This is a genomic window from Azospirillum sp., from assembly GCF_035628975.1.
Classification (GTDB): Bacteria; Pseudomonadota; Alphaproteobacteria; order Azospirillales; family Azospirillaceae; genus Azospirillum.
This window is the reverse complement of the sequence record NZ_DASPIS010000055.1, coordinates 1-17,114: the sequence shown is the minus strand read 5'-3', so window position 1 is coordinate 17,114 and position 17,114 is coordinate 1. Positions and strand designations below refer to the sequence as shown.

The window sequence follows — 17,114 nt, the reverse complement described above, 5'->3', positions numbered from 1 at the left end:
TGTTCCCATGTTTTATTGGATAGAAAATCCTGACGGTTTTTTGCCCTCGCTGGTTGTGGAGCATTGGTCAGACCATCTCCTGCAGAACTACAGCTTCTTACTCCGTCATATATCTGATCTGGAATGGCTGCCGCGGACGGTAAGTCCGCGACGGCCATCCGTCGGCATCAGCCCTCCTGGAGCAGTTCGACCTCGACGAACACGATGTCCGCGGTGCCGTTGTTGATCACGTTGTGGCTGACACCGGCCTTGCGGAAATAGGACCGTCCCGGCTCCAAGGGGAACTGCCGCTCCGATCCGTCCGGATCCACGATGGTGAAAGCACCAGAGGTGATCGGCACGATCACGTAGTCGTAACCATGGACATGGGCTCCGGTCTCGGCCCCCGGCACCAGACGCCATTCGGTGACACGGGTGCGTTCGCCTTCGACATGGGTCACCGAAACGGCCTGTGGGCGCGTGCTCATCACATTCCTCATTCTTCGTTCGAGCCTACCCATTGAGCCTAGCACGCAAACCGTTGAAATGACGGGGTGAAAGCCATGCGGCACCTTCGCCCGCACTGCCGATTCCATCAGCAGGCGCTGGAACGGCCGACCGGCTTTTCCTCCAGGGTGAAGCCGCACTGAAGGGACGCACCCGCCGGGGGGCAGGCGCGTCCCTTCAGCATCCTCTTGCGGCTGTCAGTCGGCCATCCGGGTGGTCAGGCGCGGTGCAGTGCCGGTGGCGGCGGCGATGTAGCGGGCGCGCCGCGGTTTCAGGACGAACAGGGCGAGGAAGGCGGCCAGCGCGTTGACGATGGCGACGCTGTAGAACACCGTCTGCCAACTGCCGGTCGCCTCGACCATCAGGTTGCCGATGGGGACCAGAAGCGCCGCCGTGCCCTTGGCTGTGTAGAGAAGCCCAGCATTGGTGGCGGCGAAGCGCGAGCCGAAGGTGTCGCCGCAGCAGGCCGGGAACAGGCTGAAGATCTCGCCCCAGGCGAAGAACACCAGACCGGTCAGGATGACGAAGGCCAGCGGGTCGGCCCCATAGGCGCTGAGCGCCATCACGCCCGCCGCTTCGATGGCGAAGGCGATGAACATCGTGTTCTCGCGACCGATATGGTCGGACACCCAGCCGAAGAAAGGCCGCGTGATGCCGTTCATCACACGGTCGATAGACAGGGCGAAGGTCAGGGCCGGCAGGGTCAGGCCCAGGATGCTGACCGGCGCGTCGACCAGCCCCATGTCGGCGGCGATGGGGCCGAGCTGCGCCGTCACCATCAGTCCGCCGGCGGCGACCATGGTGAACATGGCGTACATGATCCAGAAGACAGGGGTGCGCAGCATCTCCTGCGGGGTGAAGTGCCGGCGCTCGGCTGCGGCGGTCGCCGTGGAGCGGCCGTAGCCCATCTTCGGCGGGTCGGCCAGAAACCAGGCCAGCACCAGGATCACCAGCCCTTGGCCCAGCCCGAACACCAGGAAGGTCTGCTCGAAGCCGGAGGTCTCGATCATGGTGGCGATCGGCACCACGGTGAGGGCGGAGCCGGCACCGAAGCCGGCGGCGGTCAGACCGGCGGCAAGGCCGCGGCGGTCGGGAAACCATTTCAGGGCGTTGCCGACGCAGGTGCCATAGACCCCGCCGGCGCCGATGCCGCCGATCACCGCGGCGAGGTAGAGCAGCGTCAGCGAATCCGCCACAGCGTTCAGCGCCCAGGACAGGGCGCACAGCACGCCGCCGACCAGCACGACGATGCGTGGACCGAATCTGTCGACGAACCACCCCTCCACCGGCACCAGCCAGGTTTCGGTGACGATGAAGATGGTGAATGCCACCTGGATCGCGGTGCGACCCCAGCCATGCTTGTCGTCGATCGGCTCGACGAACAGGGTCCAGCCATATTGCAGGTTGGCGATCATCGACATGCAGACGATGCCGATGGCCAGCTGCATCCAGCGCCCGCCCCAGGGCGCGGCCTGAGCGGTGTTGCCGTGCGTCTCACGCACCATGTCCTTCCTCCCCGTTTCCACCCGACAAGTTCTGTTCGGACGTCCGGACCATTTGCTTTTTCGTGGCTTTGCCGTGCGCTTTTGGTGTCTGGTCCGGAAAAAGGCCATGGGACGGGGCGGTTCGGGACCAACTTATGGTTGCTGGCATGCCAAATGCCCCATGCCCGCCTTAACGATCATCAGTTTGACGAACAGTGTCAATACAAAGCATTTTGCCGCGCTGCGGCGATCCGCTTTTTGTCCAACGAATTCCGTTGAATTTCCGCGGACTGGAAAGGTTTGGATCCAGTATATGGCCGAAGGGACTACGCCCTGTGATCATGCTCGGCCGAATTGGAGGGGGATTGGACCTATGATCGTGCCCGTGCCGCCGCTGCTGGTGATCACCGACAGGCACCTCTCGTCCCTGCCGCTGCCGGAACTGGCCGATCGGCTCTTCGCGTCCGGCGTGCGCTGGCTGTCCTTGCGCGACAAGGACTTGCCCGATGTGGAACGTCTGGCTCTGGCCCGTGCGCTGCTTGGGCGCGCCCGGCCCTGGGGGGGCAGGGTCACCCTGCACGGCGACCCGGCGCTGGCGGTGGAAGCGGGGGTGGACGGGGTGCATCTGCCGGCGGGTTCCGATCCGGCGGCGGCACGTGCCCTGCTGGGACCGGCGGCATTGATCGGGCTGTCGGGCCACGACTCGGATGGCGCCGATCTGATCGAACGGGTGCGCGGGCAGGTCGATTACCTCACCCTGTCGCCGATCTTCCCCTCGGCCAGCAAGCCGGGCTATGGGCCGTGCCTGGGCACCCCGGGGTTGCGCCGATGGGCGGGGCGGGGCGTGCCTGTGGTCGCGCTGGGCGGTATCGACGGGGCGCAGGCGGTGGCGGACTGCCTTGCGGCCGGCGCTGCCGGGGTGGCGGTGATGGGGCTGGCGATGCGTGATCCGCAAGCGCTGGGTCCGCTGTTTGCGGCGGCGTCGAGGGACGGATCCGCGCCACCGTCCCGCGGTTGAATTCAGACGGCTTTCCGCCGCGTGCCCCTGGACATTTCAGCGCCTTGCAAGCATCTGGTATGTAGGATACGAAAAGACCAAAGGACCAGAGCCCGCGCCTGACCAGCCGGAGCCTGACCGGGCGCGCCGCAATACCCGGCGAGACATAAGGACATCCATTTCATGACCGTTCCCGCTCTCAACGTTCAGCCCCTCGACACCGGAACGACCTTCCGCAGTCAGGTCTATCACGCGCTGAAGCAGGCGATCACGGAGATGGACATCTACGACCACGACCGCGAGATCCGGCTGGACGAACGGCAGCTCAGCGACAAGCTCGGCGTCAGCCGTACCCCGATCCGCGAGGCGCTGACCCTGCTGGAGCAGGAGGGCTTCATCCGCCTGCAGCCGCGCCGCGGCATCTTCGTGGTGCGCAAGACCAAGACCGAGATCATCGAGATGATCCAGGTCTGGGCCGCGCTGGAAAGCATGGCCGCGCGCATGGCCGCGGAGCACGCCCCGGCGGCGGAGATCCACAAGCTGTGGGACCTGTTCGGCAGCTTCGAGCAGCGCAGCCCGAAGGACCATGTCAGCGAATATTCCGACGCCAACATCGCCTTCCACAAGAGCATCATCCAGCTGAGCGGGTCGAAGCTGATCCAGGACGTCACCGACAACCTGTTCATCCACATGCGGGCGATCCGCAAGCTGACCATCGGCCAGGAGGACCGGGCCGAGCGGTCGATCCACGACCACCGCGCCATCATCAAGGCCCTGGAGGAACGCAACGCCGACCTCGCCGAACGGCTGGTGCGCGAGCACACCATGGGTCTGGCCGCGCATGTGCAGAAGCACTGCGATTTTCTGGAGTGAGGGTGGTCGACATATTCTGAGTCTTCGCCTCTGATTGCCCCCTCCCCAGCCCTCCCCCGCTGCGCGGGAGAGGGTGCCTTGCGGCAGAGCGGCGGCAGTCCCCTCTCCCGCAACGCGGGGGAGGGTTAGGGAGGGGGCCCCGACTGCCGACGCCTTGCATCACGCCGTGACCACCTCCCTCTGCGCCGCCTCCACCTTGGGCGCATCCTCCCCGCCGATGGTCACCACGCGCAGGGCGTTGGTCTTGCCCGGAGTGCCGAACGGAACGCCGGCCGTCACCACCAGCGACTGGCCCGGTTGGCCGATGCCGGTCTCGGCCGCGGCGGTCAGCGCACGGCCGACCATCTCCGAGAAATTCGCCACGTCGTCGGTCAGCACCGCATGGACGCCCCAGGCCAGCGACAGCCGCCGCGCGGTCTCCCGCTTGGAACTGAGGCCGAGGATCGGCACGCTGGGCCGTTCGCGGGAGGCGCGCAGCGTGGTCGATCCGGTGGTGGTGTAGGTGATGATGGCGGCGGCGCTGATGGTCTCCGCCACCTGCCGTGCCGCGGCGGTCAGCGCGTCGGCGGCGGTCGCCTCCGGGCTCGGGTGGTCGGCATCCATGATGCGGCGGTAGAGCGGGTCGCCCTCCACCCGGCGGACGATGCGCTCCATCATCTGCACCGCCTCCACCGGATAGCGGCCGGAGGCCGATTCGGCAGACAGCATCACCGCATCCGCCCCGTCATAGACGGCGTTGGCGACGTCCGACGCCTCGGCGCGGGTCGGGGTGGGTTCCGATACCATCGATTCCAGCATCTGCGTGGCGACGATCACCGGCTTGCCCATTGCGCGGCTGAGGCGGATCATCTGCTTCTGAAGTCCCGGCACGTCTTCCGGCGGCAACTCCACGCCAAGGTCGCCGCGGGCCACCATCACCGCGTCGGACAGCTCGATGATGCGGTCCAGCGTCGGCAATGCCGCCGGCTTCTCGATCTTGGTCATCACATGGGCGCGGTTGCCGATCAGCTCGCGCGCCTCCAGGATGTCTTCCGGCCGCTGCACGAAGCTGAGGCCGATCCAGTCCACCCCCAGTTCCAGCCCGAAGGCGAGGTCGCTGCGGTCCTTCTCCGACAGGGCGCTGAGCGCCAGCGCGGCACCCGGCACATTGACGCCCTTGCGGTCGGACAGGGCGCCGCCGGCCACCACCTCCGTCTCCGCGAAGTCGGGGCCGCAGTCCAGAACGCGGAGCCGGATGCGCCCGTCGTTCAGCAGCAGGTCCAGTCCCGGCTGCAGGCTGGCGAACACCTCCGCATGGGGCAGGCAGACGCGGCGGCTGTCGCCCGGCCGGCGGTCGAGATCCAGGCGGAAGCGGTCGCCGATGGCGAGGTCCACCGGCCCGAAGCCGAAGGTTCCGACCCGCAGCTTCGGCCCCTGGAGGTCGAGCAGCACGCCGATCGGCCGGCCCAGCCGCTCCTCGGCGGCGCGGATGCGGGCGTAGCGCTCGGCATGTTCGGCCTGGGTGCCGTGGCTGGCGTTCAGGCGGAAGACGTTCACGCCGGCCTGGGCCAGGGCGGTGATCTGGCTTTCCGACGAGCTGGCGGGACCCAGCGTGGCGACGATCTTGGTGCTGCGGTGAAACGGCATGACGACAGCCTTCCTCCGCCCGGCCCTCGACGCGGAGGGGCGGGACTGGCGAATGATGGTGCGCTGAATGGCGGTGGTGGCAGGATGCTGGAAGGGATAGGCCGGACGGTCAAACCCCGCCGGCCTTGTATTCCGCATCGTGAGAGTGGTTCTGCCCGCTGCGCATGGACAGGTGAAGGGGCGGTCGGCGACACTGGGGCATGTCCGATACCGTCCCCGATACCCCCGTTCCGCCCCATCCCGCCGCCACACTGATCCTGCTGCGCGACGGGCCGGAAGGCCTGGAACTGCTGGCGATCGAGCGTCACGCCGGCCTGCGCTTCGCCCCCGGCGCCACCGTGTTCCCCGGCGGCCGGCTGGAGGCGGCGGACCATGATCCATCCTGGCATGACCATTGGCGGCGCGACCGGTGGCCGGGTGCCGACCTGTCCGCCGATCTGGCCCACCGCGTCGCCGCGGTGAGGGAATGCGTGGAGGAATGCGGGGTTCTGCTGTCCCGCGACCCGCCGGAAGCAGCGGCACTTGCGGGCCTGCGCGCGGCGATGGCGGCAGGGGAGGGGTTCGGGCCGGTGCTGGCGCGGGCCGGTCTGGCCCCGGCGCTGGAACGCTTGGTGCCGCTGGCGCGCTGGGTGACGCCTGTTGGTCTCCCACGCCGTTTCGACACCCTGTTCTTCCTGGCTCCGGCGCCGTCGGGACAGGAGCCGCTCTGCGACGGTGGCGAGGCGGTCGGCGCGCTGTGGGCCACCCCGCGCCGCCTGCTGGAGGAGGAGGAGGCCGGGCGCCGGCGGCTGGTCTACGCCACGCGGATGACCCTGCTGCGGCTGGCGGGCTGTGCCGACATGGCGGCGGCGATGGCCTGTGCGAAGGACGGTGCGGCGGCTGGTGAGGAATTGCCGCCACCGATCCTGCCATGTTTGGTTGAGGCGGCGGCCGGGCCGGTCTGGCGGATTCCGGCGGCATGCGGCTTTTTGCCACTGGAGACATCGGCCGAACATGTTAGGCTCGGGTAAGAATAGGTAAGCCCAGACGGGTTTCCGCGATGTGAAAATTGCGCGATGGTGCTGTTGTGCGATGCGAAGCGCGCAACGAAGCTCTCCTCTGACGCCCCGCCGTCCAACAACGGCAGCAGGGGGCGGGAGCGGGAGGATCGCGGAATGGATATCGGGTTCATCGGGGGTGGGGAGGTGGCCGATGCGATCATGGACAGGCTGCGGGAGGTGGGGCACCGGCTCCATCACCATTCCAACGCTCACGCCTGCGGACCGCTCCGTGCCTTCGCCGAACGCTGCGACGTCGTCATGATGCTGCTGCCCGATGCCCGCGCCGTGGAAAGGGCGCTGTTCGCCGATGACGGCCTTGCCGCCGCCATGCCCAACGGCGGGCTGCTGATCGACCTGTCCTCCCTGTCGCCGGAACGGGCTGCGTCCAACGCCGCCCGCATCGCGGATTTGGGCGGGCAACTGGTCGATGCGCCGGTCGGCACGGGCGCACAGGGGTACAGAATCGACCTTGGCGGCAGCGATGCGGCCTGCGCGTGGGCGGAATCGCTGCTGCGGGTGTTTACCTCCACAGTCGAGCGGGCCGGTGGTCCGGGAACCGGGCAGCGGGCTCGTCTGGCGCGGAGCGCTGGCCGGACCGCTGGCTGGATCGGCGACGACCCGGATGGGCTGCACCGGTTGCTGCGCCTGATGGCCTTCGACGAGGCCGATTGTGCGTTGAGCGCGGGATGACCACAGCCATGATGTCCGATATCACCCCCACCCGCCTTCCCGCCTCGGCCATCGGCGTGCCGCACCGCCCGACCCGGCCGGAGGTGATCGTCCCGTTCGGTGCCGGGCTCTCCCGAAAGGCGGACGTGGATCGCCTTGGCAACAAGGGCGCGCGGCTGGTAGAGATGGCCGGGCTCGGCATTCCGGTACCGCCGGGCTTCGTCATCGCGGCGGAGGCCGGGCAGGGGCTGACCGCCGGGGATCCGCTGCCCGCCACCCTGTGCGCGAGCATCGACGAGGCGATCGCTTCGCTGGAGGACCGGGCCGGCGGGCGCTTCGGCGATGCCGGGCGGCCGCTTCTGCTGTCGGTCCGCTCGGGCGCGGCGGTGTCGATGCCCGGCATGATGGACAGCATCCTGAACCTGGGGCTCAACGACCACACGGTGGCGGGGCTGACGGCGTCGTCGGGGGATGCGCGCTTCGCCCATGACTGCTATCGGCGGCTGGTGCAGTCCTTCGGCTGCGTCGTCATGGGCGTTCCCGGCCATCGTTTCGAGGACCTGCTGGAGGAACTCAAGGAGGAGCGCGGGCTTCAGCGCGACGGCGACCTGACGGCGGAGGACTGGCAGAGCCTGCTGCCGCGCTTCCTGCAACTGGTGGAGACGCGTTGCGGCCGGCCTTTCCCGCAGGACCCGGCGGAACAGCTGCGCATGGCCGTGGCGGCGGTTTTCCGCTCCTGGATGAATCCGCGGGCGGTCGCCTTCCGCGTCCTGCATGACATCCCGGAGGATATGGGCACGGCGGTGACGGTGCAGGCGATGGTGTTCGGCAACCGCGGGCAGGACTCGGGCACCGGCGTGCTGTTCACCCGCGATCCCTCCACCGGCGCCCCCGGCCTGTGCGGCGAATTCCTGGCCAATGCCCAAGGGGAAGACGTGGTGTCCGGCACCCGCGATCCCGATCCGCTCAGCGCCGCCCAGCCGCATCCGGAGCGGTCGATGGAGCGCCGGCAGCCCCCGGTCTTCGCCGAGCTGTGCGCGGTGGCGGAGCAGTTGGAGCGCGCCTTCGGCGACATGCAGGACATCGAATTCACGGTCGAATCCGGACGCCTGTTCATCCTGCAGTCCCGCAGCGGCAAGCGTTCGTCGGAAGCCGCCGTGCGCATCGCCGTCGACATGGCGGAGGAGGGGATCATCAGCCGGGACGAGGCGGTGCGCCGCGTCGATCCCCAGGCGCTGGACGAGCTGCTGCGCCCCACCCTGGCGCCCGAGGCGCTTGCCGGCGCGCTTGCCATGGGACTGCCGGCCTCGCCCGGTGCGGTGACCGGCCGTGCCGCCTTCACGACCGAGGACGCCATTCGCATGGCCCGCGGCGGCGCACCGGTGGTGCTGTGCCGGCCGGAAACCTCGCCGGAGGACATCCACGGCATGCAGGCCGCCGCCGGTGTCGTCACCGCGCGCGGCGGCTTCACCAGCCACGCCGCCACCGTTGCCCGCGGCATGGGTCGTCCCTGCGTCTGCGGAGCGCGCGCCCTGCGGATCGATGTCGAGGCGGGGGTGATGCGGGTTGGCGAGGTGACGGTCCGCACCGGCGATCTGCTGACCATCGACGGCAGCAACGGGGCGGTGGTTCTGGGAACGGCCTCCTTGCAGCGGCCGGAACCGGATGGCGCCGTCGCGCGCCTGCTGGAGTGGGCGCGGAACTGCGGGGTGGGGTTCGCGGCGGATTGAGGGGAATCGCCTTCGACATCGGAGAAGCGACGTTCCATTCTGCAAGCCCTTCTCCCCTTGCGGGGCTTCAGCAGCATCGTGGCCGCAAATGCGAAGGCCTCATGATTGGGGGCAAGTTTGCCGCCCCTGCCTAACGAGGCATTCCTTAGGCTCGCATCAACGCCTTCAGATGCGCAGCACAGCCTTCCGCCAGACCGGTCGCGTCATAGCCGCCTTCCAGCGCCGAGACGACGCGTCCGCCGCAGACCCGGTCGGCGAGATCGACCAGCTTGCGGGTCACCCACTCGAAATCCTCGTCGGTAAGACCGAGCTGGGCCAGCGGGTCGCGCTTGTGCGCGTCGAAGCCGGCCGAGATCAGCAGCAGTTCGGGTTGGAAGGCCTCCAGCGCCGGCAGGATCGCGCGCTCCACCGCCTGGCGGAACTCGACGGAACCGCTGTAGGGCTCCAGCGGCAGGTTCAGGATGTTGCCGTCCACTCCGCGTTCCCAGGAATTGCCGGTGCCGGGATAGAGCGGCGACTGGTGGGTGGAGGCGAAGAACAGGTCGGGATCGTCGGCGAACATCGCCTGGGTGCCGTTGCCGTGATGGACGTCGAAATCGACAACGGCGACGCGCGCCAGTCCATGGGTCTTGCGGGCATGCTCCGCCCCCACCGCGATGTTGTTGAAGACGCAGAACCCCATGGCGCGGGCCGGTTCGGCGTGGTGGCCGCAGGGGCGCACGGCACAGAAGGCGTTCGTCGCCTCGCCGGCCAGCACCGCATCGACCGCGGCGCACACCGATCCCGCCGCGCGCAGGATCGCCCCGCGCGACCCCGGCGACAGCAGCGTGTCGCCGTCCAGCCGCCGATATCCGTCGTCGGGCACCGCCGCCAGAACCGCCTCGACATATTGGCGGTCATGGACGCGCGACAGCTGTTCCACATCGGCTTCGGGGGCGGACCGGCGCTCCAGCTCGCGGAAATCCGGCCTGTCGAGGACCTGCCACACGACGGCCAGCCGGTCCGGAGCCTCCGGATGGCCTGGGCCGGTGTCGTGGGCGAAGCAATCGTGATGGGTGAAGATCAGGGTGGTCACGGGGCGGCCTCTCCCATGGGAAAGGCGCCGCCGGCCTCGGATGGGCCGGCGGCGCCGGGTTCGGGGGCGTGGATCAGTGGGCGTAGGTGGTGCCTGCCGGCGGCTCCGGCGTCGCGGCGACCGTGCCTTCCAGCTCTTGCAACTGCAGGCGGGTGAAGTCGCGGGCGCTGACGACGCCGACCAGATGGCCGTCCTCCAGCACCGGAAGGTGCCGGATATGGTGCTTCTCCATCAACTGCAGGGCTTGCCGGACGCTGTCGGACGGGGCGCAGGTTACCGGCTGGCGGGTCATCAACTGCGACACCGGCATGGACAGCAGCGGCGCACCCCGGTCCAGCAGGGCGTGGACGATGTCGCGTTCCGACAGGACGCCGGCCAGCGTGTTGCCTTCGGTCCGGCAGACGTCCTTGACGACCAGGGCGCTGATGTTCTCCGCCTTCATCAGGCTGATGGCATCGGCGACCGTGGCGCTGGTCCGCACGGCGACGACGCGGGATTCCTTGGTGCGCAGGATATGTTCGACGTTCATGGCGTGGCTCCTGACGGCTGGCGGCTGAACGGCTGATGGGGCGGCGGGGCGCTGGGTTCGGCACCACGCTATGAATATGGTATGCCAAATACAGTACGCCAATCAAACAATTTCGTCAGCCGATCAGTGCCCACGGAGCCCATTCAGGCATAAGCTGTTGGATCCATTGTACGAAGGCACCAGAGAGAAAATGCTGGATATGCGGTATGTTTGTTACGCATGCAAATGGATGTACGCATGCGATATGCGCATGACCGGTATCATGTACCTTGTATACCAAAAAACTTGATCCGGTTTTTGCGGCGCGTCATAACAGTCCGGCCAAGCCGAAGCCGTACGATAAAAAAGCACCCCACCGAGACACTGGAGCGATGAACATGTTGGAAATCCTGGTTCTGGCGCTTGTGCTGTCCGTCTTCGGCGGCACGGTCCATTACATCCTGTCGATGCAGGTCGCCAATGCCGGCAAGTCGCAGCGCGATTTCTCCGCGGCGCCGCTTCGGCTTGCCAACCCGACCGAGGCCGACCTGAAGGAGCAGGAAGACGAACTGCCGCCGGGTCCGGCCTGGGCCAGCTTCCCGCGCGCCTTCTGAGCGACGCGTTCCTTCATCCGCCACAGCGGCAACACGAAAAGACGGCCTCCGCAGGCCGTCTTTTTGTTTGTGTGCCTCCGCAGTCTCAGGCGAGCGGCAGCACCAGCTGGAAGCTTTTGATGGTCATACGCTTGCGGTGATAGAAGCGGTGGGCCTCGCCGCGCTGAATGCCGGAGATAATTTCCATCTGGGCGCAGCCGCGTTCCCGCGCCTCGTTGGCCAGCCAGTCGAACAGCTTGTCGCCCAGCCCGTAGGACCGCTTGGCGGCGCTGGTCACCAGATCCTCGACATACATGTAGCGGCCGCGCGACAGCGTCTCGTGCACGCGGAAGCCGCCGCAGCCGGCGATCTCACCGTCGAGCCGCAGCAGGGCGAGGTTGTAGCCGTCGTCCATCTGTCGGCGGATCTGTGCGCGGTAGGCCTCGGGGTCGGTCATGTGGGTCCGCAGCTCCTTCATGATCGGGTAGCTGGCGGCGATATCGGCATCGTCCCGCGCCACGACGATCTCGATGTTCTGCTGCTGGTCCATGGCGGTCGACTCCTTATCAATATGGGTTCTGCCGGGAAGGGCCCGAGCGTCGGCCCCTGGGAACGATCCCTGAGACTAGGCTCTGAGAGCGGCCGATCGGTTCCTTTAAGGGCTCGTCCGCCCCCGACGCTGGCATACCATATGCCACAGCACCCGCCGCCCAAAGGCGCGTGGTGTCGCTTTCCGCATAACGGAAAATCAGTATGTCGAACCCGCATACCAGCCGTCTCAAATGCGGGGCATCGAAACAGTTGGTCAGCCCCACTGACTACTTGTCTGCTGCTCGGCATCTGGTATACCATATTGATAATTCCAGACCGAACCCAGGACCGCATCGGTCTGGCGGGGGGCAAAAAACCGCCCCCCACAAAACCGTGGAGTGCCCCGAGGCCGCATCCTCGCCGCACGACCACCGACAGCAAAGAACCGCGTCAAACCTCTTAAGCATCAAACAAGACGCTCAAGCATCAAAACAGAAGCGACGCCCGAACCGGCACAAAACCGCTTCCTAGGAGGAGATAGATAGATGCAACATACGAATTCGGAGGCGCAGGGCGCACCGCTCGGCGGCCGCTGGATGCAGTTGGTCATTGGCGTGATCTGCATGTCGATGATCGCCAACCTGCAATATGGCTGGACGCTGTTCGTCAACCCCATCGAAGAAAAGTATCACTGGGGTCGTGCCGCCATCCAGGTCGCCTTCACCATCTTCGTCGTGACCGAAACTTGGCTGGTCCCCGTCGAAGGCTGGTTCGTTGATAAATTTGGACCCCGCATCGTCGTTCTGATCGGCGGCGTGCTGTGCGCGCTGGCCTGGGTCATCAACTCGTTCGCCGACTCGCTGGCGCTGCTCTATCTCGGTGCGGCCGTCGGCGGCATCGGCGCCGGCGGCGTCTATGGCACCTGCGTCGGCAACGCCCTGAAGTGGTTCCCCGACCGCCGCGGCCTCGCCGCCGGCCTGACCGCGGCCGGCTTCGGCGCCGGCTCGGCTCTCACCGTCGTGCCGATCGCCAACATGATCCAGACCTCGGGCTTCGAGCAGACCTTCCTGGTGTTCGGTCTGGGACAGGGCCTGATCGTCTTCGCGCTGGCGTGGTTCCTGAGGGAGCCGAATCCCGACATGCTGCCGAAGACCAAGTCCAACATCGTGCAGAGCCGCCGCAACTACACACCGCAGGAGACGCTGAAGTCGCCGGTCTTCTGGGTGATGTACCTGATGTTCGTGATGGTCGCCGCCGGCGGTCTGATGGCAACGGCCCAGCTCGGCCCGATCGCCAAGGACTTCCACCTCGACGGCATGCCGGTCAGCATCATGGGCCTGACCCTGCCGGCGCTGACCTTCGCGCTCACCATCGACCGCGTGCTGAACGGCGTGACCCGTCCCTTCTTCGGCTGGGTGTCCGACCATATCGGCCGTGAAAACACCATGTTCGTCGCCTTCGCCATCGAGGCCGTCGGCATCCTGGCGCTGAACCAGTGGGGTCACAACCCGGTCGCTTTCGTCATCCTGACCGGTCTGGTTTTCTTCGCCTGGGGCGAGATCTACAGCCTGTTCCCGTCCTGCTGCGCCGACAGCTTCGGGTCGAAGTTCGCGACGACCAATGCCGGCCTGCTTTACACCGCCAAGGGCACGGCATCGCTGGTGGTTCCCTTCGCCAACGTGATCGTCGCTTCCACCGGCAGCTGGCAGACGGTGTTCTTCTTCGCCGCCGCGGTCAACGCCATCGCCGCCTTCATGGCCCTGTTCGTCCTGAAGCCGATGCGCGCCCGTCAGATCGCCGAGGACACCCGTCAGCCGATGGGCAAGCTGGTGACCGAGGGCGCCGACTGAAAGGCGGAGACTGTCGCGGCCGACCGGGGGGCCGGCCGCGACAGGGTTTAGAGGTCGTCTGACCGCCGGAGTGAAAACCGGCTGCGAAACAAGCCGGCATCGGAGCCACCGCATTGGCTCCGGTGTCGGTTTGTTGCGTTCCGGGAGCGGGTTCGCATGAACCGCATCGGAGATCCCGCATCCCGGCAGAAGCCCGCTTCAAAGGCTGATATTCTGTATACAGAATACGTTAAGTGTCGTCAACATGGATCGAAAGGGGGGCGATCATGCTGAGTCTTGTCGTCCTGATGCTGGCAGCCTTCGCGTCGGGCGCGCTGAACGCCATTGCCGGGGGTGGAGCCTTCATCACGTTTCCCGCCCTGCTGTTTGCCGGCGTGCCGCCGGTGGCCGCCAACGCGTCCAGCACCGTGGCGCTGTTTCCGGGGCAGGCGGCCAGCAGCTGGGCCTACCGGCGCGAGATCGCGGCCGGCGGCCAGGTGAATGTCCCGGTCTTCGCCGTCCTCAGCCTTGTCGGCGGGCTGATTGGGGCCTTGCTGCTTCTGCTGACGCCGAATGCGGTGTTCGCGCGCTTCGTGCCCTGGCTGCTGCTGTTCGCGACCGCCGTTTTCGCCGTGGGGGCCTATGCGCCGTGGATCGTGTCCCGGCTGCGGCTGGGTGGGCGGAGCGTGCTGGTCGTGCAGTTCGTCATCTCGGTTTATGGCGGCTATTTCGGCGGGGGCATCGGCTTTCTGATGCTGGCGGCGCTGACCCTGTTCGGGCTGCGCGACATCCACGCCATGAACGGGCTGCGGCTGTTGCTGGCGATGTTGATGAATGCGGCGGCGGTCGGCGCCTTCATCGTCGCCGGGGCGGTTTCCTGGCCCGAGACCACGGCGATGGCAGTGGCGGCGGTTGCCGGCGGCTATGCCGGCGCCATGGGGGCGAAACGGGTCGATCCGAAGATTCTGAAGACACTGGTCGTCCTCATCGGAACGGCGCTGACCCTGTACTTCTTTGCGAAGGGAGCCTGATCCGGTTGGGGAAAAAGCAGGTGCCGTATTCTCGCCAGTCCCCCCACATTCCGCATTGACATACGGTATGTGGTATACCAAACTCCAAGCACAGTTTGCGCGACAGACTGTTGGATGCCGCTGCAATAGCAACCGGTCAGCCGATGGATGCGGCCGGTGTGGGCAGGCTGGCGTCGTCCAGCCCCACAGCATTCAAAAAGCGAAATCGGGGGAGAGGGGAATCCGGCATGAAGATCTGCATCTACGGATCCGGGGCCATCGGCGGCTATCTCGGCGTTCGCCTGCACCAGGCGGGTGCCGAAGTCAGTCTGGTGGCGCGCGGTGCGCATCTGGCGGCGATGCGCGAGAACGGCGTCACCCTGCTGATGGGTGAGGAGAAGACCGTCGTCCACCCCCGCTGCACCGACAACCCGGCCGAACTCGGCCCGCAGGACTACGTCATCATCGCGCTGAAGGCCCATTCCGTTCCCGGCGTCGTCCCCGCGATGCAACCGCTGCTCGGTGAGGACACCGCCGTTGTCACCGCCGTCAACGGCATCCCCTATTGGTATTTCTACGGCACCGGCGGTGCCTTCGACGGCCGTACGCTGGAGACGGTCGACCCCGGTTCGGTACAATGGAACGGTCTGGGGCCGGAGCGCGCCATCGGCTGCGTCGTCTATCCCGCGACCGAAGTGGTGGAGCCCGGCGTCATCCAGCATGTCTATGGCGACAAGTTCTCTCTCGGTGAGCCCGACGGGTCGAAGTCCGATCGCGTCGTCGCCCTGTCCCAGGCGATGGAGGCCGGCGGCCTGCGCGCCCCCGTGCTCGACCGCATCCGCGACGAGATCTGGCTGAAGCTGTGGGGCAACCTGTGCTTCAACCCGATCAGTGCGCTGACCCACGGCACGCTGGAGGTCATTTGCGGCGATGCCGAAACCCGCGCCGTCGCCAAGGCGATGATGCTGGAGGCCAAGGAGATCGGCGACAGGTTGGGCGTCCATTTCCGCGTCGATGTGGAGCGCCGCATCAACGGCGCCGCCGCGGTTGGCGCGCACAAGACCTCCATGCTGCAGGATCTGGAGCGTGGCCGGCCGATGGAGATCGACCCGCTGCTGTCGGTCGTCCAGGAGATGGGCCGCATGGTCGGCGTGGCCACCCCGACCATCGACGTGGTGCTGGCCCTGGTGAAGCAGCGGGGCGAAACCGCCGGCTGCTACAGCCGGCCGCGGACCGCTGCGGCTACGGCACCGGAAGTGGTGGCGGCCCAGTAAGCAGGGCCCCGCTGAGCAACGCAGGTGGCGCGGCCGGCGCGATCCCGATGGACCGGGCCGGCCGCATGGAATGGGGAGGACCGTCATGAAGGTCGAGGACATTCTCCGCAAGAAGGGCACGCGCATCGGCATGGTGCGCATCAACGAGACGGTCGCCACCGCGCTGCGCCTGATGAAGGCGGAGAACACCGGCGCGCTGGTGGTCAAGGACGTCTGCCGGACCGAGGGCAACACGGTGGTCGGCGTCATTTCCGAACGCGACGTGGTCCGCGCGCTGGTCGACCGCGGGCCCGGCATCCTGGAACTGGCGGTGTCGGCGCTGATGACGCGCGATCCCTATTGCTGCAGCCCGTCCGACCCGGTGCGCCACGTGCTGAGCCTGATGGACGAGCACGGCATCCGCCATGTCCCGGTGCTGGAGGGATCGACCCTGGTCGGCGTCGTCAGCGTCCGCGACCTGATCCGCCGGCAGTTGGAAGACATGCGGGCCGACGACATCGCGCCGGTCGCAGTTGCCGGTTCGGACGGCTGGGACTTTCCGGTCGTCGCCAACCAGTAAGCGGTGCGTGCGTGGCCGGCGAGGTTTCGTCGTCGGCCGCGCGGCTTCGCCCGCCTGACATTGCCCATTCCTGATTTTTGCCGCTTCGGCGCACGCCCGGCCATGAACCGGATGCGGGTGGGCCCATGTGAGCAGACCCATGTGGGCGGACCATGCCCGCCGCCCCTTTTCTGCTGTCCCATGCCTGCTGCCGGCGCTGGCCTTCGAAAGCAAACGACATGAAGATCGCCATACCCAGGGAGCGCCGCCCGGGCGAGCGCCGCGTCGCCGCGTCTCCCGAAACAGTCAAGAAATTCAAAACCCTCGGACTGGACGTGGTGGTGGAGAGCGGGGCCGGTTTCGGTTCCAGCCTTCCCGACGCGGCCTATGAGGCGGCGGGGGCCGCCATCGCCGCCGATGCCGCGTCCGCGCTGGCTGATGCCGACATCGTGCTGAAGGTGCAGCGTCCGCTGATCGCCGCGGAAGGGGACGTGGACGAACTGGCGCTGATGCGCCGGGGCACGCTGCTGTTCGCCATCCTCAACCCCTACAACAGCCGCGACCATGTGAAGGCCTACGCCGATGCCGGCGTGAACGCCTTCGCCATGGAGTTCATGCCGCGCATCACCCGCGCCCAGGTCATGGACGTGCTGTCCTCCCAGGCCAACCTCGCCGGCTACAAGGCCGTCGTCGATGCCGCCTCGGAATACGGCCGCGCCTTCCCGATGATGATGACCGCCGCCGGCACCGTTCCGCCGGCGCGTGCCTTCATCATGGGCGTCGGCGTCGCCGGCCTGCAGGCCATCGCCACCGCCAAGCGCCTCGGCGCCATCGTTTCGGCCACCGACGTT

16 protein-coding genes and 1 pseudogene are annotated in these 17,114 nt (G+C 67.2%); 11 read left to right on the top strand and 6 right to left on the bottom strand.

Annotated elements, in window-relative coordinates:
- Window positions 1–167: 167 nt before the first annotated feature.
- Together VD964_RS12605 and oxlT (VD964_RS12600) are read right to left on the bottom strand one after the other, a co-directional pair.
- The gene (locus VD964_RS12605) at window positions 168–467 is read right to left on the bottom strand and encodes a cupin domain-containing protein (protein ID WP_324868934.1); all 300 of its coding nucleotides are present in this window, start codon (window positions 465–467) and stop codon (window positions 168–170) included.
- Between the two features lie 216 nt (window positions 468–683).
- Entirely contained in the window at window positions 684–1,991 is a 1,308-nt protein-coding gene (oxlT, locus tag VD964_RS12600; RefSeq protein WP_324868933.1) for an oxalate/formate MFS antiporter, read from the bottom strand.
- A gap of 352 nt (window positions 1,992–2,343) precedes the next feature.
- Here oxlT (VD964_RS12600) and VD964_RS12595 point away from each other — a divergent pair, with 352 nt between their 5' ends.
- Both VD964_RS12595 and VD964_RS12590 read left to right on the top strand, forming a co-directional pair.
- On the top strand, window positions 2,344–2,988 hold the full coding sequence (locus VD964_RS12595) for a thiamine phosphate synthase (protein WP_324868932.1): 645 nt from the start codon (window positions 2,344–2,346) through the stop codon (window positions 2,986–2,988).
- A gap of 162 nt (window positions 2,989–3,150) precedes the next feature.
- The gene (locus VD964_RS12590) at window positions 3,151–3,840 is read left to right on the top strand and encodes a GntR family transcriptional regulator (protein WP_014188034.1); all 690 of its coding nucleotides are present in this window, start codon (window positions 3,151–3,153) and stop codon (window positions 3,838–3,840) included.
- A 159-nt stretch (window positions 3,841–3,999) separates the two neighbouring features.
- Here the strand turns inward: VD964_RS12590 and pyk are convergent, their stop codons facing one another.
- Entirely contained in the window at window positions 4,000–5,466 is a 1,467-nt protein-coding gene (gene pyk, locus VD964_RS12585) for a pyruvate kinase (RefSeq protein ID WP_324868931.1), read from the bottom strand.
- A 200-nt stretch (window positions 5,467–5,666) separates the two neighbouring features.
- Here pyk and VD964_RS12580 point away from each other — a divergent pair, with 200 nt between their 5' ends.
- The 3 genes from VD964_RS12580 (at window position 5,667) to VD964_RS12570 (ending at window position 8,905) form a co-directional block, all read left to right on the top strand.
- Window positions 5,667–6,476 (top strand): NUDIX hydrolase, encoded by an 810-nt coding sequence (locus VD964_RS12580; RefSeq protein WP_324868930.1) that lies wholly within the window; start codon window positions 5,667–5,669, stop codon window positions 6,474–6,476.
- A 144-nt stretch (window positions 6,477–6,620) separates the two neighbouring features.
- Complete coding sequence (locus tag VD964_RS12575; RefSeq protein WP_324868929.1) at window positions 6,621–7,196, top strand: NAD(P)-binding domain-containing protein; 576 nt, start codon at window positions 6,621–6,623, stop codon at window positions 7,194–7,196.
- A gap of 8 nt (window positions 7,197–7,204) precedes the next feature.
- A complete protein-coding gene (locus tag VD964_RS12570; RefSeq protein WP_324868928.1) occupies window positions 7,205–8,905 on the top strand; it encodes a pyruvate, phosphate dikinase in 1,701 nt (566 codons plus the stop codon).
- 145 nt (window positions 8,906–9,050) lie between these two features.
- Here the strand turns inward: VD964_RS12570 and VD964_RS12565 are convergent, their stop codons facing one another.
- Both VD964_RS12565 and VD964_RS12560 read right to left on the bottom strand, forming a co-directional pair.
- Window positions 9,051–9,980, bottom strand: a complete 930-nt coding sequence (locus VD964_RS12565) for a histone deacetylase family protein (RefSeq protein WP_324868927.1) — start codon at window positions 9,978–9,980, stop codon at window positions 9,051–9,053.
- 73 nt (window positions 9,981–10,053) lie between these two features.
- Window positions 10,054–10,509, bottom strand: coding sequence for a CBS domain-containing protein (locus VD964_RS12560; RefSeq protein WP_324868926.1), 456 nt, complete (start codon window positions 10,507–10,509; stop codon window positions 10,054–10,056).
- 371 nt (window positions 10,510–10,880) lie between these two features.
- Here VD964_RS12560 and VD964_RS12555 point away from each other — a divergent pair, with 371 nt between their 5' ends.
- Complete coding sequence (locus tag VD964_RS12555; protein WP_324868925.1) at window positions 10,881–11,102, top strand: hypothetical protein; 222 nt, start codon at window positions 10,881–10,883, stop codon at window positions 11,100–11,102.
- Between the two features lie 85 nt (window positions 11,103–11,187).
- On the opposite strand, the gene VD964_RS12550 is transcribed toward VD964_RS12555, so the two are convergent.
- Complete coding sequence (locus tag VD964_RS12550) at window positions 11,188–11,631, bottom strand: GNAT family N-acetyltransferase (RefSeq protein WP_324868924.1); 444 nt, start codon at window positions 11,629–11,631, stop codon at window positions 11,188–11,190.
- 526 nt (window positions 11,632–12,157) lie between these two features.
- Here VD964_RS12550 and oxlT (VD964_RS12545) point away from each other — a divergent pair.
- From oxlT (VD964_RS12545) to VD964_RS12525, 5 genes and pseudogenes are all read left to right on the top strand, one after another.
- Complete coding sequence (gene oxlT / locus VD964_RS12545) at window positions 12,158–13,462, top strand: oxalate/formate MFS antiporter (RefSeq protein ID WP_324868923.1); 1,305 nt, start codon at window positions 12,158–12,160, stop codon at window positions 13,460–13,462.
- Window positions 13,463–13,728: 266 nt separating this feature from the next.
- Window positions 13,729–14,472 (top strand): sulfite exporter TauE/SafE family protein, encoded by a 744-nt coding sequence (locus VD964_RS12540; RefSeq protein ID WP_324868922.1) that lies wholly within the window; start codon window positions 13,729–13,731, stop codon window positions 14,470–14,472.
- A gap of 227 nt (window positions 14,473–14,699) precedes the next feature.
- Window positions 14,700–15,725 carry a 2-dehydropantoate 2-reductase gene (locus VD964_RS12535; protein ID WP_324868921.1) on the top strand — a complete coding sequence of 342 codons (1,026 nt, stop codon included), beginning with the start codon at window positions 14,700–14,702 and terminating at the stop codon, window positions 15,723–15,725.
- A gap of 85 nt (window positions 15,726–15,810) precedes the next feature.
- Window positions 15,811–16,284, top strand: coding sequence for a CBS domain-containing protein (locus VD964_RS12530; RefSeq protein ID WP_324868920.1), 474 nt, complete (start codon window positions 15,811–15,813; stop codon window positions 16,282–16,284).
- A 218-nt stretch (window positions 16,285–16,502) separates the two neighbouring features.
- Window positions 16,503–17,114: pseudogene (locus tag VD964_RS12525) on the top strand (NAD(P)(+) transhydrogenase (Re/Si-specific) subunit alpha); the annotation flags it as partial.